Raw genomic sequence first — 20,773 nt, 5'->3', positions numbered from 1 at the left:
CCGGGCACCCGCCGGGAAACCCGGCCCCGAAAGGGTTCCGCCGGTGACGCGACACGAACCTCCGCCCGCGGCGCCGTCCGCGGCCGTCCGGGCGCACCCCCCGCTCGACCTCCCGCAGCGGACCCCCACGACCGGACGCCCCGGACACGATCGGCTCCGCGAGCTCGACCTGCTGCGCTTCCTCGCGGCGCTGGCGGTGGTGCTGTACCACTTCACCGGCTTCGACGGCGCGGGCCCGTGGCCCGAACCCTCGCTCGACGTCTTCCCCGCCCTCGGCGCCGTCACGAGCCACGGGTACCTCGGCGTCGACCTGTTCTTCGTCATCAGCGGATTCGTGATCCTGCTCAGCGCGTGGGGACGCGGCCCCGGCGAGTTCGGCATCTCCCGCCTCGTCCGGCTCATGCCCGCCTACTGGGTCAGCGTCCTCCTGGGCGCGTTCGTGTACGCGCTGTTCAAGATGGGCCACGGCGTCCCGGGCCTCGTCATCCCGAACCTCACGATGCTCCAGGGAGGACTCGACGTCCGCAACGTGGACGCCGTCTACTGGACGCTCTGGGTCGAGCTCCACTTCTACGTGCTCGTCGCCGTCCTCGCGGGGATCGGCATCACGTACCGCTCCTGCCTCATCTTCATGGCCGCCTGGCTGTTCGGCGGCCTCTACGCCAACCAGGCCGACAACGACCTCCTCCAGGTCATGCTCCTCCCGACGTGGAGCCCGTACTTCATCGGCGGCATGGCCCTCTTCATGATCTACAAGTTCGGCCCCACACTCCTCCTCTGGGGCTACGTCGCCGTCTCCTGGCTCCTGGCGATGCACTGGGGCGCCTGGCGCGCCCGCACGGCATGGGAAGAAGCCAACGAACTCGTCGCCGTCGCGGCCGTCACCGGCATCTTCGCGCTGATGAGCCTCATCGCGCTGGGCAAGCTCCGCTGGATCCGCTGGCGCGGCCTGACCGTCCTCGGCGCCCTCACCTACCCCCTGTACCTCGTCCACTCCCAGCTCGCGCTCCCGCTCATCGACGCCCTCTACCCGGGCGTCGGCCGCTGGGGCACGCTCGTCATCACCATCGCCGCGTCCCTGCTCCTCGCCTACGCCGTCTACCGCCTGGTCGAACGCCCCGCCGCCCCCTGGCTGAAGAAGCACCTCCGCGCGTCCCTGGCCCCGATGCGCACCGCCCCGTCCCCCACCCCCAGTAGGTTGGCGCGCCATGAACCTCTGGGTGGACGCAGCGTCCTGGCCTCAACGGCAGCAACCCTGGCGACCACCCCCCACCTAACCCGCCCCACCCCTAGCCGCCCCGAACAAAGAACCAAAACGAAGCGGACCCCGGGCGGGGGCCCAACCGGTGGCGGGTCGGGGGAGGCCCCACACCCGCGAGGAGGCGGCCGACACCCGGGCGGCCTGAGGAACGAAGGCCGCCCGTTTCTCCCCCAATTCGTACGGCCTGAGGTTGTGTTCGGGCTCGTCGTCGCACTCGTGTACGCGAACCAGGTGTTGTTCACCGTCTACGTGCCGCAAGTCCACGGCGGGGACGTGACGTTCGTGTCCCGGTACCTGCCGGAGGGGTGGTTCGCGCTCGCGGACGGTTCGGCGATGCGGGCGGTCGCCGAGCGGGTTCCGTGGCCCGAGCTGCTGGCGCCGTCCGTCCTCCGGGTGCAGGCGTTCCTCGAACTGCCGCTCGTCCTGTTCGCGTACGTGACGGTCCTACGGTGGCTGGATCGCGGCCTGTACCGGCGTGTGGCCGGTTCGTGGATCGTCTGGGCGGCGTCCCTCTCGTACACGTTCGTGTTCTGCGTCGTGGAGTGGGACCTCCACAACCCGTACACCACCGAAGACATCGTGATCCGGGTGTGTGCGGCGGTGGTCACGCCAGCGGTCGTCCGGTACGTTGCCCGGCGGGACGGGGACGGCCCACGGGTTTCGTCGCTCCCGCAGATGCTCGTCTTCGCCGTTTCCGTCTGGGCCTTGGGCCATCTGGTGTTGACCGTGTACGACACCGCGCTGCTCTACAACCTCGCCCATCTGGGTGGGCGGCTGCCGGGGGCGCTGGTCGCGGTGGTGGTGCTCGTGGCCGCGCGCCTGGTGGCCGGACGGCTGCCCGCCGGGGAACCGGGGCGCGCCTCGGCGACCGTGGCGAGCGCCCTGCGGCACGCGCTCGTCCTGTTCCTCGTCCCGGCGCTGGCCGTCCGGTACGGCCCGAACGTCGGGTCGCCGCCGCTCGCGGCGCGGCCGGGCTGCTGGTGTGCGCCGCCGCGGCGGCCCGCACGCTCCGGGAGAGCCTCGCCGGGGCCGGGCGGAACCGGACGCTCCTGTGGTGCGGGCAGACGTTCGCGGCGCTGCTCGCCGGCGGCGTCGCCGGCTACGCCGCCGTCCGCGCCGTGACCGACGTGTACTACGAGGCGGGCCTGCTCAGGGGCGCCGCCGTGTGCTTCGTCGCGGCCGTCGTGGTGTGCGCCTTGACCGACCGGTTGATCGGAGAAGAACGTTTTGTCACCGGCGCCGCATAGTGTTTGAAGGATGTCGGCGAGGCGGAAGCGCACGACCATCCGGGAAGTGGCCGAGGAGACGGGCCTCTCGCCCGCCGCGGTTTCCTACGCGCTGCGGGGCGTCCAGACGTCCGAGCAGACGCAGGCGCGGGTCCGCGCGGCCGCCGACCGGCTCGGGTACGAGGCGCATCCGATCGCCCGCGCCCTGGCCAGCGGCCGCACCGGGCAGGTCGGGCTGCTGTGCGGCTCGCTGGAGGACTACTGGCAGCAGTCCCTCGCGGTCGGCATCGGCCGCGCGCTGCTCGCCCGCGACCGGTACGCGCTGATCGTCGACGCGGGCGGCGACCCCGACCGGGAGGCGGTCCTGGCCCGGCGGCTGCGCGACCAGCGGGTCGACGGTCTCATCGTGCAGCCGCTCGACCCGTCGGCCGCGCTGTGGGAGGAACTGGCGGGGACGGTCCCGGTCGTGTCGATCGGCGACGCGCTGCACGACGGCGGACGGTCGCACGGGGAGGTGGTGTTCGACAACCGGCGCGGCGTCACGCTCGCGCTGGAGCATCTGCGCGACCTCGGCCACCGGCGCCTCGCGGTGTTCACCGCGACCCGCGCCAGCACCCCGGACCGTCCGGCCGACGTGCACGTCGACGCGGAGGCCGAACGGCTCGGGCTGCGCGTCGACGTCGTCGCGGTGCCGCAGGGCCTCGCCGCCGCGACGGGCGCCGCGCTCCGCGTGCTCGGGGTTTCGGACCGTCCGTCGGCGGTGTTCTGCTTCACCGACTCGATGGCGTACGGCGTCTACGCCGCGACCCGCGAGCTGGGCCTGGACGTGCCGGGGGACGTCGCGGTCTGCGGCTACGACGACCATCCGATGTCGGCGCTGCTCACCCCACCGCTGACCAGCGTCGACTGGAACATCGACGGGATCGTCGACGCGGCCGTCGAGCTGGTCGTGGGCGGTGTCGACGGGACGGGCGACGGCGGCCGCGTCGTCCGTCCGCCGACGCTGCGCGTCCGTACCTCCACGGACGGTGGATGAGGCGACCATCACACCGAACCGGGTCACGGCCCTATGTACAAGGCGTTTCGGTCATATGGGGACGCTGCACGTGCCGTACCCATTGGCTACGGTTGGGCAGATGGCCGAAATCGAACATCGGCGTCTCCGGCGCCCAGCGAGGACGTGATCCCGCTTGATCACCTTTGAGGGCGTCACCAAGCGCTACCCCGACGGCACCGTCGCGCTCGACGACGTCAGCCTCGAATGCCCCACGGGCCGGATCACCGTCTTCGTCGGCACGTCCGGCGGCGGCAAGACCACCGCGCTGCGCACCATCAACCGGATGGTCGACCCCACCGCCGGGCGGGTGCTCATCGACGGACGCGACGTGCGCGACCGCAAGCCCGCCGAGCTGCGGCGCGGCATCGGCTACGTCATCCAGCACGCCGGGCTCTTCCCGCACCGCACCATCGAGGACAACATCGCGACCGTCCCGCGGCTGCTCGGCCGGAAGAAGAAGGAGACGCGCGAGCGGGCCCACGAGCTGATGAAGCTCGTCGGCCTCGAATCGGCGATGGCGAAGCGCTACCCGTTCCAGCTGTCCGGCGGGCAGCAGCAGCGCGTCGGCGTGGCGCGCGCGCTCGCCGCCGACCCCCCGATCATGCTGATGGACGAGCCGTTCAGCGCCGTCGACCCGGTCGTCCGCGCGGAACTGCAGGACGAGTTCCTGCGCCTCCAGGACGAGCTGCACAAGACGATCGTGTTCGTCACCCACGACGTCGACGAGGCCATCAAGCTCGGCGACCGCATCGCGGTGTTCCGCACCGGCGGCGAACTCGTGCAGGTCGACAGCCCGCAGGACCTCCTCGCCCGGCCCGCCGACGACTTCGTCGCCGGATTCATCGGGCACGACCGCGGCATCCGCCGCCTCTCGTTCGTCCCGGCCGCGCAGGCGCCGCTGTCCGAACGCGGCATCCTGCCCGCCGACTCGCCCGTCGAACGCGCCCGCGACGCCGCGGACGGCTGGACGCTCGTCGTCGACGTCGGGGGCCGCCCGCTCGGCTGGGCCGCCGCCGACGCGCTGCCCGCCGGGGGCGCCCTCGCCGACGCGCCGCTCGCCCCGATCGGGCACACGTTCTCCGTCGAGGACGACTCGGTCCGCGCCGCGCTCGACGCCGCGATCCTGTCGCCGTCCGGACGGGCCATCGCCGTGGACGGCGAGGGACGCGTCGTCGGCCTCGCCGACCAGGCCGACCTCAGCGCCGCGATCAGCCGCTCCCTCGCCCGTCCCGCTCCGGAGCCCGCGCCGGTCGCCAAAGTGCCCTCGGCCGAGGACGGTGCGTCCGCCTGATGGAGATCGATTGGGGCTGGATCGGTGAGCACACCTCCGATCTCGCCGAGAACGCCGTGCTCCACCTCCGCCTCGCACTGCTCCCGGTGCTGTTCGGACTGCTGATCTCGCTGCCGCTCGGCGTGCTGTGCCGCCGCTTCGGCTGGCTCTACCCGCCGACGCTGACCCTCGCGAACGTGCTGTACGCGATCCCGTCGCTGGCGCTGTTCATGGTGTTCATCCAGTACACGGGCCTGACCCCGTCCACGGTGATCATCCCGCTGACCCTCTACAGCCTGTCGGTGCTGATCCCGAACGTCGTGGACGGCCTGGGCTCGGTCTCCGAACCCGTGCGGCAGGCGGCGACCGCGATGGGCTTCGGCTCGTTCCGCCGCCTGGTCCGCGTCGAGCTGCCCATCGCGGTGCCCGTCGTCATCGCCGGGACGCGCGTCGCCGCCGTCTCGTCCATCAGCCTCGTCGCCGTCGGGCAGCTCATCGGGCAGGGCGGCCTCGGCTACGACATCGTCCGCGGCTACCAGTTGCAGTTCCCGACGCAGATCCTCGCCGCCTCCGTCCTGATCGTCGTCCTGGCCCTGGTCACCGACGCGATCCTGGTCGCCCTGCAACGCTTCCTGACCCCGTGGGCGCGCGCGCGAGGTGCCTCATGAACGAGCTGTGGAACCAGATCGACCTCTCCTGGACGTGGCTCACCGCGCCCGAGCAGTGGGAAGGCGCCAACGGCATCCCGCACCGCCTCTGGCAGCACCTGATCTACAGCGGCACCTCCCTGTTTTTCGCCGCGCTGATCGGGCTCGCCCTCGGCCTCCTCGTCGGGCACACCGGACGCGGCGGGTTCCTCGCGACCGGCCTCGCCAACGTGGCCCGCGCGATCCCCACGTTCGGGCTCGTCCTGGTCATCGTCGTGATCGACTACAGCATCACGCCGGTCCTGATCGCCCTCGTGGCCCTCGCCGTCCCGCCGATCCTCGTCAACACCTACGAGGGCGTCCGCGGCGTCGACGCCGACGCCCGCGACGCCGCACGCGGCATGGGCATGACCGGCCGGGCCGTCCTGCTGCGGGCCGAACTGCCGATGGCGATGCCGCTGATCCTGCTCGGCCTGCGCACGTCCGCGATCCAGGTCGTCGCCACCGCCACCCTCGCCGCCTACCCCGGCTTCGGGGGCCTCGGCCGCTACATCATCGACGGCCTCGCCCGCAACGACTACCAGCTCGTCGTCGGCGGCACCGTCCTCGTGGTCGCGCTCGCACTGATCGTCCAGGCGGTCTTCGCGGTGCTGCGCCGCCTCCTCGTCTCACCGGGCCTGCTCGGAACGGCCCGCTCCTGACCGTCCCCACGGAAGGACAAACATCCATGAAACTCATCATCCGCGGCGCGGCCGTGGGCCTGGCGGCCGCACTCGCCCTCACCGCCTGCGGCGGCGGGGACGGCTCGAACGACAACCCCCTCGCCGGAGGCGGGGGCGACTCGTCCGCCATCACCGTCGGCAGCGCCAACTTCCCCGAGAGCAGCCTGCTCGGCGAGATCTACGCGCAGGCCCTCGAATCCAAGGGCCTCAAGGTCGAGCGCAAGTTCAACATCGGCGCCCGCGAGGTCTACTACGACCAGGTCGTCAAGGGCGGCATCGACGTGATGCCCGAGTACAACGGCGCCCTTCTGACCACCTCGGTCGACCCGAAGAGCACCGCCGCCACCACCGAGGAGATCAACAAGGAGCTCACCGCGAAGCTCCCGGACGGCGCCGCGATCCTCGACTCGGCCACGGCCGAGGACAAGGACTCCGTCACCGTCACCAAGAAGACCGCCGACGAGCACGGCCTGAAGTCGATCGCCGACCTCGAATCCGTCGCGGGCCAGATGGTGATCGGCGGCCCGTCCGAGTTCAAGACCCGGCAGCAGGGCCTCGTCGGGCTCGAAAGCCAGTACGGCCTGAAGTTCGAGAAGTTCCAGCCGCTCGACGCCGGCGCCCAGGCCACCCTCGTCGAACTCCTCGTCGACGACGAGATCCAGGCCGCCGACCTGTTCACCACCGACCCGATGATCGCCGAACACGGCCTCGTCGTCCTGGACGACCCGAAGCACGTCTTCAGCGCCCAGAACGTCACCCCGCTGATCTACGAGAAGGGCGTGAACGAGGAGGCCCGCACGGCGCTCAACGCCGTCTCCGCCAAGCTCACGACCCAGCACCTCCTCGACATGATGAAGCGCATCGCCGTCGACAAGGACGACCAGGAAAAAGTCGCCGAAGAGTGGCTCAAGCAGAACGCCCTCGCCTGACCGCCACCTCCGAGAGCCCGCCGCCCCCACGGACGGCGGGCTCTCGCCGTTCCCATGTACGTCGCCATGCATGTTTGAAAAGCTGAACCGTCTCTAGCGGCGAGGGCGGAGGGCACTGTGGCAAAAGCGTGGGTGGTGCGTGCGGGACGGTACGGCGAGCGCGATCAGTGGGCGCTCGAGCACGGATGGTCCGGCGGAGGCTGGCACGAACTACCGGATCTGACCGGCTGTACCACCCGCGGGGACGTGGCCAAGGTCGTCACCGAAACTCTCGGCCCAGCCTCCGACGGCCGCCTCAACAACTTCATCGGCCAGTTGTGGGCACTGCGCGGCCGTATCCAGGTCGGCGACCTCCTCATCATGCCGCTCAAGACGACCAAGCAGATCGCGTTCGGACGCGTCACCGGTGGCTACACGTACCGCGCGGACGAGCCGGAGCCGTCGAAGCGCCATGTCCTCAAGGTCGACTGGCAACGCACCGACCTGCCGCGCACCGCCGTCAAGCAGGATCTGCTCTTCAGTCTCGGGAGTTCGCTGACCGTCTTCGCGCCGAGCAAGAACAACGCGGTGGCGCGCCTGGAACGGCTCGCGGCGGCCGGTGTCGATCCCGGTAACGCCGCGCTGATCGGCCCGTCGGCCGGTACTGCGGAAGCGGGTGAGGACACCGACGTCGACCAGCCGGAACTGGCGACCGACATCGAACAGGCGGCGCTCGACCAGATCACCGCACGCATCGCCGAGGAGTTCTCCGGCCACGAACTGGCCACGCTCGTGGCCGCCGTACTCAGCGCGGAGGGCTTTTACTGCGACCAGTCGCCGCCCGGCCCGGATGGCGGCATCGACATCACCGCAGGCCGTGGCCCGCTCGGCCTGGACAGCCCGCGACTGCTCGTCCAGGTCAAGTCCGGCGGCCAGATCGGAGCACCGGTCGTCACCCAACTGCACGGCGTGATGACGACCCACGGCGCCGAACAAGGGCTCCTCGTCACGTGGGACGGGCTGACCAGACCCGCCCGCGAATCCCTGCGGAACCAGGCCCTGCGCGTACGCGTCTGGCAAGCGGCCGACGTCGTCAACGAGGTCCTGCGCACCTACGACCGGCTCCCCGAGGACATCCGCGCCCGGCTCCCGCTGCGCCGCGTCTGGATGCTCAGCGAAGCCCCCTCCTAACCCCGCCTGCAGGAACGACGACGCGACGACCGCGTCCGCCGCCATCCTGTCCGCGATCCAGGCTTGACCAACTGTCAATGAGACTCCAGTCCATTCACATCAGAACCTTGATGATGCTGTAAACCAACATCACTCAAGACGCGTCCGTTAAGTGACGACAGTTGCATACCGCCCGGTTAGAGGGGTCCATGGACGTTTTCGGGGTGCATGATCGGCTTATCGCGGACTACCGGGCGTTCACCTCGGGAGCCGTCAACGTCCTGGACCGGGACATCGCCGACCACGTCCGCAGCGGGCTCGACGCGGGGGAGCAGTGGCCCGATCCGTGGCTGTCCCTCAATCCCGGCTTCGCCGACGGCGGCTCGATCCCCGACCTGGTCAGGTCCGAGGTTCTGCACCCGGAGACCGAGCGGATCTTCCGCTTGAGCAAGCCCGAGGACTCGCTCGCCGGTACCCCCATGAAGCTTCGCCGCCATCAGCGGGACGCTATTGAGGCGGCCCGCACCGGCGACAGTTATGTCCTGACCACCGGAACAGGTTCCGGGAAGTCCCTCGCCTACATCATTCCGATCGTCGACAGGGTGCTCCGGCTCCGCGAGCAGGGAGCACCGGCCGGGGTGAAGGCGATCATCGTCTACCCGATGAACGCGCTGGCCAACAGCCAGCTCGAAGAGCTCGGCAAGTTCCTTCGCAACGGCTACGGCGAGGGCAGCGAGCCCGTCACGTTCGCCCGGTACACCGGCCAGGAGGACGAGACGCGGCGCCGCGCCATCCTGGACGACCCGCCGGACATCCTTCTGACCAACTACGTGATGCTCGAGCTGATGCTTACCCGCCCCCGCGAGCGGCAGCATCTCATCAGCGCCGCCCGCGGCCTGCGCTTCCTGGTCCTGGACGAGCTGCACACCTATCGGGGACGCCAGGGCGCGGACGTCGCCATGTTGGTCCGTCGCGTCCGGGATGCCTGTGAGGCGACCGGCCTGCAGTGCGTCGGGACCTCCGCGACGATGGCCAGTGACGGCAGCAGTGAGGACCAGGCGCGGACGGTCGCGGACGTCGCGAGCAAGATCTTCGACACTCCGATCGCGGCGCACCGGGTCATCGGGGAGACGCTGACGCGCTCCACCGAGGACGGTGACATCGACCCGGTCGAGCTGGCCGTGCAGATCGCGCAGCCGCCCACCGGCGCTTCCTACGACGAACTGACGTGCAACCCGCTCGCCCGCTGGATAGAGACGGCATTCGGCCTGGAGACCGAGAAGGGCACCGGACGGCTCGTCCGGCGTCGCCCCACGACCGTGCAGCGGGCGGCCGCGGAACTGGCGGAGCTGACCGGCATGTCCGAGGGGCGCTGCGCCGAAGCGATCAAGAGCACGCTGAAGGCCGGCTCGGAGGCACCGCATCCTCGCGAGGAGAACCGGTATCTGTTCGCGTTTCGGCTGCACCAGTTCCTCTCCAAGGGCGACACCGTCCACGTCTCGCTCGAACCCGAGGGCGCCCGCCACATCACCCGCGACTACCAGCTTTACGTGCCGGGTGAACCGGACAAGCTGCTGTTGCCCCTCGCGTTCTGCCGCCAGTGCGGCCAGGAGTACCTGTCGGTCGCCCGTGACGAGCACGCGGGCCGCACGATCATCCGCCACCGCCGCGGCGACGAGGACCAGGCCGGGTACCTCTACATCTCCGAGCGCGCCCCCTGGCCGGACACGACGATGCAGGCACTGCAGGAACAGCGGCTTCCCGACGGCTGGCTGACGCTCGACTCGGGCGGCAACCCGGAGGTCATCCCGTCCCGCCGCAAGTACGTCCCACAGGTCCTGCACGTGCTTCCGGACGGCACCGTCCTCGACCGCGATTCAGGCGCGGCGGACGGTGTCCGCGCGGCCTACGTTCCGACCCCGTTCGGGTTCTGCCTCGGCTGCGGCGTCTCCTACGAGCAGGCCCGCGGCAACGACTTCGGCAAGCTGGCGCGGCTCGACCAGGAGGGGCGTAGCTCCGCCGTGTCGGTCATCAGCGGCAGCGTCGTGCACAGCCTCCGGGAGATGCCCGAAGACGAGCTTCCCGAGCGCGCCCGCAAGCTGCTGACGTTCGTCGACAACCGCCAGGACGCCAGTCTTCAGGCCGGCCACTTCAACGACTTCGCCCAGGTCGCCCAGCTGCGCGGCGCCCTCTACCGGGCTGCTGCCGAAGCGGGGGAGGAGGGCTTGCACCACGAGATCGTGGCGCAGGCGGTAGCCGCCGAACTCGGTCTCGACCACGCCGACTACGCGCTCAACCCGGAGGAGCTGTCCACCCAGCGCCGCCGCACCCAGCGCGCGCTGCGCGAGGTCGTCGGCTACCGGCTGTTCGTCGACCTGGAACGCGGCTGGCGCGTCACGATGCCCAACCTCGAGCAAACCGGCCTCATCAAGATCGACTATGCCGACCTGGACGAATTGGCGGCACTCGAGTCCACCTGGGCGAAGACCGCCGGCCCGCTGCGTACCGCCGAGCCGGAGACCCGCGCCGAGCTGATTCGCATCCTGCTGGACGAGATGCGCCGCGTCCTCGCGATCGACACCGAGTGTCTCACCGAGCTCGGCTTCGAGGAGATGAGCAAGCTCTCCCGCCAGCTCAAGGACCCGTGGGCGCTACCCGAACGCGAGAAGATGGTTCTGGTCGGTGCAGCCTACCCGCGTTCCGGCCGCGCGGGCGGCAGCCGCGGTGACCTGAACCTGTCGGGCCGCGGCCGCTTCGGCCGCCACCTCCGCCGCGCGGGACGTTTCCCCGCTTGGACCGACCGGATCGACACCGACGAAGCCCAGCAGATCATCACCGGTCTGCTGAAGGTTCTGCACACCCACGGACTCGTCACCGAGGCTTTCTCCCCCAAGAACGGCGGAGTGCCCGGCTACCGCATCAACGCCGCCGTCATCGTCTGGCGGGCGGGCGACGGCGAGTACGGCGTTGCGGACCCGTTGCGCTGGCAGTTCGGCGGCGGTGACGCCCGCCCGCGCGTCAACCCGTTCTTCCGCGACCTCTATCAGAAGCAGTCGCTCGGCCTTTCCGGCTTGTTCGCCCGCGAGCACACCGCGCAAGTGCCGAGCAACGTCCGGCAGGACCGCGAGCGGGCGTTCCGCACGGCGAAGCTGCCGCTGTTGTACTGCTCGCCCACCATGGAGTTGGGCGTCGACATCGCCGGGCTCAACGCGGTGACGATGCGCAACGTCCCCCCGACCCCCGCGAACTACGCGCAGCGCAGCGGACGCGCCGGACGATCCGGGCAGGCCGCCCTGGTCACCACCTACTGCGCCAGCGGCAACAGCCACGACCGGTACTACTTCCGCCGCTCGGACCAGATGGTCTCCGGCTCCGTGGCTGCGCCGCGCCTCGACCTCGGCAACGAGGACCTCGTCCGCTCCCACGTCCAGGCGCTCTGGCTGGCCGAGACGGAACTGCCGCTCGGACGCGCTATGCCCGAATTGATCGACATCGCGAACCCGGAGCTGCCGCTCCACCGCCTCGTCCAGGAGCAGATCGACGCCGAGCAGGCCCAGAATCGCGCGCTCGCACGAGCCGGACGGGTCCTCGCCGGGCTCCTGGAGGAACTCGACGGCGAGACTTCGTGGTGGGACGACGAATGGCTCGAACGGGTCGTCCGGTCGGCGCCGTCCGAGTTCGACGCGGCCTGCGAACGGTGGCGGACCCTCTACAAGCGGGCCAAGAACGAGCGCGAGGTCCAGCACGACCGCGCCGACGACTACACCCTCACCGGTGACGCCCGGACCCGCGCCAAGCGGCGCCGCGCCGAGGCCGAGACCCAGCTGCGGCTGCTGCGCAACGAACAGGACGGCGGGACGCTGTCGGACTTCAACCCGTACCGTTACCTCGCCTCCGAAGGGTTCCTGCCGGGCTACTCGTTCCCGCGCCTGCCTCTCGCCGCCTACATCCCCGGCCGGGGAGGCAAACTCGCCGACAAGGACGGCGACTACCTGCAGCGCTCCCGCTTCATCGCCATCCGCGAGTTCGGTCCCGGCGCTCTGATCTACCACGAGGTACCAGGTCAAGCGCGTCCAGGTGCCGACCGAGGAGAGCGGGGACGTCGCTACCGGCGAGGCCCGCCGTTGCCGTAACTGCGGTTACCACCACGCGCCGTGCCCCGGCCTCGACAACTGCGAGATGTGCGAGACGCCCCTGCCCATCGCGGTCGGTGGCTGGATGCAACTGCACACCGTCTTCACCGAGCGCCGCGAGCGGATCTCTTCGGACGAGGAGGAACGCCGCCGCGCCGGGTTCGAGCTGGAGACGTCGTACCGGTTCCACGACCACGGCAAGCGCAAGGGACGCCTGGACGCGCGTGCCGCCGACGCGTCCGGCGACCCGATCGCCGATCTCAGCTACGGCGACAGCGCGACCGTCCGCGTCGCGAACCTCGGCTACCGGCGTGGCAAGGAGAAGGAGACCGGTTTCTGGCTCGACACCGTGAACGGCCGCTGGTTGCCGTCGAGGGAAGCCAAGTCGGCCCCGCCCGGCACCGAGCTCACCGACGAGGAGACCGGCCTCGCCGACGGTGAGTCCGAGGACAAGGTTCGCCGCGTCCGCGTCATCCCCTACGTCGAGGACCGCCGCAACATCCTGGTGCTGACGCTCGCCGCGCCCGTGCCGACCGAGACCGCGGTGTCGCTCCAGTACGCGCTGGAGCGCGGGATCGAAGCGGTCTTCCAACTGGAGGACTCCGAACTGGACAGTGAGCCGCTGCCGCCCGACAACGGCCCGGAACGCATGCGGATGCTGTTCGTCGAGAGCGCTGAGGGCGGCGCGGGCGTCCTGCGCCGCCTCCAGGCCGACCACGACTCGCTCGCCCGCGTCGCGCGGGAGGCACTACAGATCGCCCATTTCGACCCGGACACCGGCGACGACCTCGGCGGTCCTCGCCCGGAGAACCGGTGCGAAAAGGGCTGTTACGACTGCCTCCTGTCGTTCGGTAATCAGCTCCAGCACCACCTGATCGATCGGCACGCCGTCCGTGATCTGCTGCTCCGCCTCGCCGGGGGAGAGGTTCGGCGGGATGAGAACGCCGAGGAGCTGATCGAGAAGGCGGACAGTTCCCTCGAAGGCGAGCTGATCGCCTGGTTGCGGGAACGCGGCCACCGGCTGCCCACCGAGCAGCAACTGCTCGTCACCGAGGCGCTCGCCCAGCCCGACTACGTCTACCGACTCCCCGGCAACAACAAGGTCGCCGTGTTCGTGGACGGCCCCGCGCACGACGACTTCCACGTCGCCCGACGTGACGAGGACGCCGGGGAACGCCTACTCGACCGTGGATGGCGCGTCATCCGGTTCCGGCACGACGGCGACTGGCACAAGATCGTCCGCGCGAACCGCAGCGTCTTTGGCCCCGGCGACGAGTAAGCGGTCCCGGCACCCCTGAAAGGAAACCCCCCGAAACATGAGTGTCAACGTGCCCGAGGCCGCCGAATTCGTCCCCGGTGTCCTGGTACGAGCCCGTGGTCGTGAATGGGTTGTGCAGCCCGGTTCGGATGCCGACCTTCTCATCCTGCGTCCCCTTGGTGGCGCCCAGGACGACCTCGTCGGAGTGCTGCCCGCGCTGGAAGACGTCGAACTCGCCAGCTTCCCGCCGCCCACCCCCGACGACCTGGGCGACCAGACGTCCGCGGGACTGCTGCGGTCCGCGCTGCGCATCGGCTTCCGCTCCGGCGCTGGTCCGTTCCGCTCCCTCGCACAGCTCGCGGTCGATCCCCGCTCCTACCAGTTCGTCCCGCTGCTGATGGCGCTGCGGCAGGAGACCGTCCGGCTGCTCATCGCGGACGACGTCGGCATCGGCAAGACCGTCGAATCGGGGCTGATCGCCGCCGAGATGCTCGCGCAGGGCGAAGCATCCGGACTGGCCGTCCTGTGCAGCCCGGCGCTCGCCGAGCAGTGGCAGGAGGAACTGCGCGGCAAGTTCGGCATCGAGGCCGAACTCGTCCTGTCCTCCACCGTGCCCCGCCTCGAACGCTCCCTCGACATCGGCGAGTCGCTGTTCCAGCGACACCCCAACGTCATCGTCTCGACCGACTACATCAAGAACCCGCGGCACCGCGACGAGTTCCTTCGCCACTGCCCGGACCTGGTGATCGTCGACGAGGCCCACACCTGCGTCACCGCCGGCTCCACCGGCAGCCGCGATGGCCGCCAGCTCCGCCACGAATTGGTCGGCAAGATCGCCGCGGACCGCTCCCGGCACCTGCTCCTGGTCACCGCGACCCCGCACAGCGGCAAGGACGAGGCGTTTCGAGACCTGCTCGCCCTCCTCGACCCCGAACTCGCCGACGTCCCCCTCGACACCGACGCCGGACGCAAGAAGCTCGCCCGCCACTTCGTCCAGCGACGCCGCGCCGACGTCCGCAGCTTCATCGGTGAGGAGACCCCGTTCCCCAAGGACCGGGAGAGCAAGGAGCTCACGTACAAGCTGTCCGCCGAGTACCGGAAACTGTTCGAGGCCGTCCTCGACTACGCTCGCGAGCAGGCCCTCGACGAGACCGACGGCGTCGTTCGGCAGCGCGTCCGCTGGTGGTCGGCGCTCGCCCTGCTGCGGTCCCTTGCGTCCTCGCCCCGCGCCGCCGCGCAGACCCTGCGTACCCGCGCCGCGAACCTGGACGCCAAGACCGTCCCCGAGGCGGACGAGCTGGGCCGCATCGCCGTCATGGACCTCACCGACGACGACTCCGCCCAGGCCGTCGACGCCGCACCCGGCGCCGACCTGGAGGACGCCGACGGCGCCGCCCCCCAGCAGCGTCTCCGCCGCCTCGCCAAGCAGGCCGAAGCCCTGGAGGGCAATGCCGACAGCAAGCTCACCGAGCTGACCAAGCTCGTGAAGAACCTGCTGAAGGACGGCTACAACCCGATCGTCTTCTGCCGCTTCATCCCCACCGCCGAATACGTCGCCGAGCATCTTGGCGACGCGCTCGGCAAGAAGACCGAGGTCGCCTCCGTCACCGGCACCCTGTCCCCGGCCCAGCGCATCGCCCGCATCGACCGCATGATCTCTGGTGCCCCCGCCGACGAAGACGCCGAGGAGCAGACCCGCCCGGAACGCCGCGTCCTGGTCGCCACGGACTGCCTGTCCGAAGGCGTCAATCTTCAGGAAGGGTTCGACGCGGTCGTCCACTACGACCTGGCCTGGAACCCCACACGCCATGAGCAGCGCGAAGGTCGGGTGGACCGATACGGGCAGCGCCGCGACACCGTCCGCGCCGTCACCATCTACGGATCCGACAACCAGATCGACGGCATCGTCTGGGACATCCTGATCCGCAAGCACGCCGAGATCCGCAAAGCCACCGGCGTATCCGTCGCCGTCCTGGACGAGTCCGACAGCGTCATGAACGCCGTCCTCGAAGGGCTTCTCCTCCGACGCGAGGACGCCGAGCAGCTCAGCTTCGACTTCGGGTTCGCCTCCAAGCGCGACGACCTGCACGCCGAATGGGTCAGCGCCGCCGAACGTGAGAAGGCGTCCCGCGCCCGGTTCGCGCAGCATGCGATCCACGCGGACGAGGTGGCCCGCGAGGTCACCGAGATCCGCGCCGCGCTCGGCTCCGGCGCCGAGGTCGCCGAGTTCGTCCGGACGGCCGTTGTCCGGCTGCGCGGACAGCTCGCCGATAACCCCGACGGCACCCTCACCGCCGACACCGGCGGACTCCCGAACTCCCTGCTCAGCGGCTTGGAAGCCGTCCTCGGGCCGAAGAACGCCCGTCAGATCACGTTCCACCCGCTGCCCCCGGTCAAGCGGGGCGAGGCCGCGCTCGTCCGCACCGACGCCACCGTGGGGACGCTCGCCCGGTTCGTCCTGGACGCCGCACTGGACCCGAAGCTGGACGGCTGGCAGCGTCCCGCCCGCCGCTGCGGTGTGGTCCGGACGACCTCGGTGCCGACCCGCACGACGCTGTTGCTCGTCCGCCACCGGTTCCACCTCCAGTTGCCGACGCGTGACGGTGGGCGCCGCCGCCAGATCGCCGAGGACGCCCGCGTCCTCGCCTTCCGCGGCAGCCCCGCCAAGGCCGAGTGGCTCAGCGAGGAAGAGGCCCTCGCACTGCTGGACGTCCGCGCGGACGAGAACACTCCCGAGGAGTTCGCGACCGCCACGGCCACGCGCGTCCTGGACGGCCTGGACACCCTCCGCCCCCACCTCGACCAGTACGGCCGCGACCTGGCCGACAACCTCCGCGCCTCGCACGCGCGCGTCCGCGAGGCCGCCGGCGCCGTCCGCCGCGGCCTGCGCGTCGAAGCCGACCGTTCCGCCGACGTCCTCGGCCTGTACGTCTACCTGCCCGTGACCGGAGAGGCCGCCCGATGAGCCGCAGCACCACCACCCTCCCCCTCGGCGTCGCCACCGTCGGCGGCCTCCTGCCCGAAGAGACCCTGCTCCGCATCGCGTCCGGTAACAAAGACCTGCCCGGCGCCAAGCCCGCCGCTTACCACCTGGCCAAGGACGAGACGGTCACCGACGTGGCCGAGCGTTCCTGGACGTACCTGCGGGGCCGGTACGCCGCGTTCAAGGAACAGCTCACCGAGGACGACCCGGCCGTCGGCATCACCCGCGAATACTGGCTCGGACGCCTTTTCCAGGAACTCGGCTTCGGCTATGTTCCCCGCACGCCTTCCGGTGGCCTGACCAGCGACGACGGTGAGAAGCAGTTCGCCATCAGCCACCAGTGGCAGCACGTCCCGGTCCACCAGCTCGGATGGGGCGTGCCCCTCGACCGGCGCAGCAAGGGCATCCCTGGAGCCGCTGACGCGGCCCCGCAGTCGCTCGTCCAGGAGTACCTGAACCGGAGTGCCGCGTCCCTGTGGGGGATCGCCACGAACGGACGGCTGCTGCGCATCCTCCGCGACTCCAGCGCCCTCGCGAGCTCAGCGTACGTCGAGTTCGACCTCGAGGCGATCTTCGAGGGCGAGGCGTTCGACGCGTTCGTCCTGCTGTACCGCGTCGCCCACTCGTCCCGCTTCGAGCTCCATGGCGAGGACGCCGGGCCGGCATCCTGCTGGCTGGAGAAGTGGCGCCAGGAGGCGATCGACTCCGGCGCCCGCGTCCTCGACCAGCTCCGCGTCACGGTCAAGGAGGCGATCGAGACCCTGGGGACAGGGTTCATCCAGCACCCGGACAACGAGAACCTCCGGGCTGCCCTGCGGGACCGCGACAACAAGGCCGTCACCCCGGAGACCCTGCACCGAGCCCTCCTCCGGACGGTCTACCGGCTGCTGTTCCTGTTCGTAGCCGAAGACCGAGACGTCCTGCTCGACCCGTCCGCGCCGCAGCCGGCCCGCGACCGCTACACCGAGTACTTCTCGACGGACAAGCTCCGCCGCATCGCTGCCCGCCGCCACGGCGGCCGCCACGACGACCAGTGGCAGGCGGTGACGCTCGTCCTGGACGGCCTCGGCCAGGAGAGCGGACGCCCCGAGCTCGGCCTCCCCGCCCTCGGCGGCATCTTCGAACTCTCCGGGGCGGACCACGCCCTGCACGGCCTTTCCCTGGTGAACGAGCACCTGCTCACGGCCGTCCGGTCACTGTCCCGCGTGCAGGACCAGAAGGCCCGCCGCGTCCGCCGAGTCGACTTCAAGCACCTGGGCTCGGAGGAACTCGGCTCGGTCTACGAGTCGCTGCTGGAGTACGTCCCGAAGTACGACCCGGCGAAGGGCGCGTTCGAGCTGCGCCAGCTCAGCGGCAACGACCGCAAGACGAGCGGTTCGTACTACACCCCGGCGTCCCTGATCGACACCCTCCTCGACTCCGCGCTGGACCCGGTCATCGACGACGCGGTGAAGAACGGGGGCGACACCCCGGAGGAGCAGGAGAAGGCACTCCTCAAACTCACCGTCTGCGACCCGGCCTGCGGCTCGGGCCACTTCCTGGTCGCCGCCGCCCGCCGGATCGCCAAGCGCCTCGCGTTCGTCCGCACCGGCGACCCTGAACCGTCGATCGAGTCGGTCCGCCATGCCCTGCGCGAGGTAGTGGCCAATTGCATCTACGGCGTGGATCTGAACCCCATGGCTGTCGAGCTGGCCAAGGTCTCCCTCTGGCTGGAGGCTCTGGAGCCTGGCAAGGCGCTCAGCTTCCTCGACGCCCACATCAAGGTCGGCAACGCCCTCCTCGGCACCACCCCGAAGCTCTTGGACGCCGGCTTGCCGGACGACGCCTTCAAAGCGATCGAGGGTGACGACAAGAAGTGGGTCACCGCCCTCAAGAAGCGCAACAAGACCGAGCGCGAGGCGTACGAGAAGCGCCACATCGGAGTGCAGGGCGAGCTTTTCGAGGACGCACGCATGTGTGCCGGAAACGAGGGCCTTGCCCGCCGAGTCACGGCCATCACCAATGCTCAGAGTGACCACCTGACGCAGGTCCACGCCCAGCAGGCGGCCTTCCAGGAGATGCAGAAGTCGTCCGAATACCTGGGCCAGAAGGACCTCTACGACGCCTGGTGCGCGGCCTTCGTCTGGACGAAGACGGAGGGACAGGACGCCATCACGACCCGCACCCTCGAGAAGCTCCACCAGGCTCCGACCGCACTCGCCGAGCGGATGCGCGACGACCTGCGGAAGCTGGCCAAGCAGTACCGCTTCTTCCACTGGCACCTGGAGTTCCCGAGCGTCTTCAACGTGCCCGACGACGAGAACGCCCCCGGCATCGACCCCCGAACCGGTTGGGCCGGCGGCTTCTCCTGCGTCCTCGGCAACCCGCCGTGGGAGCGCATCAAGCTCCAGGAGCAGGAGTTCTTCGCAACCCGTGACGAAGAGATCGCCAAGGCCCCGAACAAGGCCGCCCGGACTAACCTCATCGAGGCGCTGAAGGAAGAGAACCCGGACCTGTACGCCGCTTTCGGCAAGGCCAAGCGCCAGGCTGAATTCGAAAGCCACTTCCTTCGGATGGCCGGACGCTACCCGCTCACCGGCCGGGGCGACATCAACACCTACGCCGTCTTCTCCGAGCACGACCGGACGGTCCTCGGGCCTCGCGGACGCCTGGGCATCATCGTGCCGACCGGCATCGCGACCGACGCCACGACCCAGCACTTCTTCCGCGACGTGGTCGAGTCGCGCTCCCTGGCGTCACTGTACGACTTCGAGAACCGTGCGCTGCTCTTCCGGGACGTGGACAGTCGCTTCAAGTTCGTGCTGCTCACACTCGCGGGCCGGAAGGAACGGGAAGCGAAGGCCGACTTCGCCTTCTTCCTGCACGACCCCGCCGAGTTGGAGACACCGCTCAAGCGCTTCACGCTGACCCCCGAAGAGATCACCCTCATCAACCCGAACACCAGCACCTGCCCGGTCTTCCGCAGTCGCCGCGACGCCGAGATCACGCTCGGCATCTACCGCCGCGTCCCCGTCCTGCTGAAGGAGGGCGACCCCAACGGCAACCCCTGGGGCGTGTCGTTCATGACGATGTTCCACATGTCGAACGACTCGCACCTTTTCAAGACGCGGGAGGAGCTCGAAGAGGACGGTTGGCGTCTGGAGGGCAACGTCTTCACGCGCGGCGAGCAGCGATACTTGCCGCTGTACGAGGCAAAGATGCTGCACCACTACGACCACCGCTGGGCCACCTACGAGGCCGATGGGTCGGTCCGCGACGTCACCCCAGCCGAGAAACAGGACCCGAGTTTCGCCGTTCTTCCGCGCTACTGGGTTCCCGAGCACGACGTCCCCGGAAACAAGCGGGACAAGCAAGGTAAGCCCATCCGGGAGTCAGGAGTTATGTCCCGTCTCTCGGGTAAGGGGTGGAACCGCAGATGGCTTCTGGGGTGGCGCGACATCTGTCGGGCAACTGATGAGCGAACGGCGATTTCCTTCATATTCCCTCTAGCTGGTGTGGGTAACAAAATTCCCATCATGCTATCTGAATGTTCGACTGAAGAATTGGCTGCACTTCAAGCCTGCCTCTCATCTTTCGTGCTGGATTTTTCCAGCAGGCAGAAGATAGGTGGCACGACGATGAACTTTTTCATTTGGCAGCAACTTCCGGTACTGTCGCCTGCCTTCTTGGGGCAAGCGTTTTGGGACAGGGAGTGCGGAGTTTCTCGGTGGGTGTCGCGACGTGTGATGGAGTTGAATCACGCGGCGACGGACATTAGGGGCTTTGCGGGCGAGATCGGTTACGACGGTGCTCCACTCAAGTGGGATGTGGAGCGGCGGCGGTTGCTGCGGGCGGAACTGGACGCCGCGTTCTTCCACCTGTACGGGATCGAGCGGGACGACGTCGACTACATCATGGAGACGTTCCCGATCGTGAAGAAGAAGGACGTCGCGGTGTTCGGGTCGTATCGGACCAAGGAGCTGATCCTTGAGGTCTACGACGCGATGACCCAGGCCATTCGCACCGGGGAGCCGTACAAGACCATCCTCGACCCGCCCCCCGGTCAGGGCCCTCGCCACTCCGCACCCTCGCCGCTCCCCTGAGCGCCCCGCCCCGCCAAGCCGTGTGGTCCGAGGTGCCGTGTGGGCAACAATCTGAA

At 69.6% G+C, this 20,773-nt stretch carries 12 protein-coding genes; all 12 read left to right on the top strand.

What is annotated here, in order from left to right:
* Positions 1–43: 43 nt before the first annotated feature.
* The 12 genes from BJF79_RS22705 to BJF79_RS22655 all read left to right on the top strand — a co-directional run bounded on the left by BJF79_RS22705 (position 44) and on the right by BJF79_RS22655 (position 20,717).
* Positions 44–2,383 (top strand): acyltransferase family protein, encoded by a 2,340-nt coding sequence (locus BJF79_RS22705; protein ID WP_075900277.1) that lies wholly within the window; start codon positions 44–46, stop codon positions 2,381–2,383.
* On the top strand, positions 2,380–2,508 hold the full coding sequence (locus BJF79_RS61150; protein ID WP_262402423.1) for a hypothetical protein: 129 nt from the start codon (positions 2,380–2,382) through the stop codon (positions 2,506–2,508). The genes BJF79_RS22705 and BJF79_RS61150 overlap by 4 nt, the downstream gene beginning before the upstream one ends.
* Positions 2,509–2,554: 46 nt before the next feature.
* A complete protein-coding gene (locus BJF79_RS22700) occupies positions 2,555–3,523 on the top strand; it encodes a LacI family DNA-binding transcriptional regulator (protein ID WP_262402422.1) in 969 nt (322 codons plus the stop codon).
* 154 nt (positions 3,524–3,677) lie between these two features.
* A complete protein-coding gene (locus BJF79_RS51285; RefSeq protein WP_083733675.1) occupies positions 3,678–4,835 on the top strand; it encodes an ABC transporter ATP-binding protein in 1,158 nt (385 codons plus the stop codon).
* Positions 4,835–5,482, top strand: coding sequence for an ABC transporter permease (locus tag BJF79_RS22685; RefSeq protein WP_075900273.1), 648 nt, complete (start codon positions 4,835–4,837; stop codon positions 5,480–5,482). The genes BJF79_RS51285 and BJF79_RS22685 overlap by 1 nt, the downstream gene beginning before the upstream one ends.
* Positions 5,479–6,162 carry an ABC transporter permease gene (locus tag BJF79_RS22680; RefSeq protein WP_075900308.1) on the top strand — a complete coding sequence of 228 codons (684 nt, stop codon included), beginning with the start codon at positions 5,479–5,481 and terminating at the stop codon, positions 6,160–6,162. Before BJF79_RS22685 ends, BJF79_RS22680 begins: the two co-directional genes overlap by 4 nt.
* A gap of 26 nt (positions 6,163–6,188) precedes the next feature.
* Positions 6,189–7,112 (top strand): ABC transporter substrate-binding protein, encoded by a 924-nt coding sequence (locus BJF79_RS22675; RefSeq protein WP_075900272.1) that lies wholly within the window; start codon positions 6,189–6,191, stop codon positions 7,110–7,112.
* 117 nt (positions 7,113–7,229) lie between these two features.
* Positions 7,230–8,282, top strand: a complete 1,053-nt coding sequence (locus BJF79_RS22670) for a restriction endonuclease (RefSeq protein WP_075900270.1) — start codon at positions 7,230–7,232, stop codon at positions 8,280–8,282.
* A 203-nt stretch (positions 8,283–8,485) separates the two neighbouring features.
* Positions 8,486–12,394 (top strand): DEAD/DEAH box helicase, encoded by a 3,909-nt coding sequence (locus tag BJF79_RS22665; RefSeq protein ID WP_262402421.1) that lies wholly within the window; start codon positions 8,486–8,488, stop codon positions 12,392–12,394.
* 46 nt (positions 12,395–12,440) lie between these two features.
* A complete protein-coding gene (locus BJF79_RS61145; protein ID WP_262402420.1) occupies positions 12,441–13,673 on the top strand; it encodes a DUF1998 domain-containing protein in 1,233 nt (410 codons plus the stop codon).
* 37 nt (positions 13,674–13,710) lie between these two features.
* Positions 13,711–16,617 carry a helicase-related protein gene (locus BJF79_RS22660; protein WP_075900268.1) on the top strand — a complete coding sequence of 969 codons (2,907 nt, stop codon included), beginning with the start codon at positions 13,711–13,713 and terminating at the stop codon, positions 16,615–16,617.
* A complete protein-coding gene (locus tag BJF79_RS22655) occupies positions 16,614–20,717 on the top strand; it encodes an Eco57I restriction-modification methylase domain-containing protein (RefSeq protein ID WP_075900266.1) in 4,104 nt (1,367 codons plus the stop codon). Before BJF79_RS22660 ends, BJF79_RS22655 begins: the two co-directional genes overlap by 4 nt.
* Positions 20,718–20,773: the final 56 nt, after the last annotated feature.

It is taken from the genome of Actinomadura sp. CNU-125, assembly GCF_001942465.1.
GTDB lineage: Bacteria > Actinomycetota > Actinomycetes > Streptosporangiales > Streptosporangiaceae > Spirillospora.
Note: the sequence above shows the minus strand (reverse complement) of the source record. Positions and strands in the feature narration are given on the sequence as shown.

Excerpts from the sequence above, each read along its gene's own strand:
- BJF79_RS22685 (WP_075900273.1), top strand. The coding sequence starts at position 4,835 with ATGGAGATCGATTGGGGCTGGATCGGTGAGCACACCTCCGATCTCGCC.
- BJF79_RS22680 (WP_075900308.1), top strand. The coding sequence starts at position 5,479 with ATGAACGAGCTGTGGAACCAGATCGACCTCTCCTGGACGTGGCTCACC.
- BJF79_RS22675 (WP_075900272.1), top strand. The coding sequence starts at position 6,189 with ATGAAACTCATCATCCGCGGCGCGGCCGTGGGCCTGGCGGCCGCACTC.
- BJF79_RS61145 (WP_262402420.1), top strand. The coding sequence starts at position 12,441 with ATGTGCGAGACGCCCCTGCCCATCGCGGTCGGTGGCTGGATGCAACTG.
- BJF79_RS22660 (WP_075900268.1), top strand. The coding sequence starts at position 13,711 with ATGAGTGTCAACGTGCCCGAGGCCGCCGAATTCGTCCCCGGTGTCCTG.
- BJF79_RS22655 (WP_075900266.1), top strand. The coding sequence starts at position 16,614 with ATGAGCCGCAGCACCACCACCCTCCCCCTCGGCGTCGCCACCGTCGGC.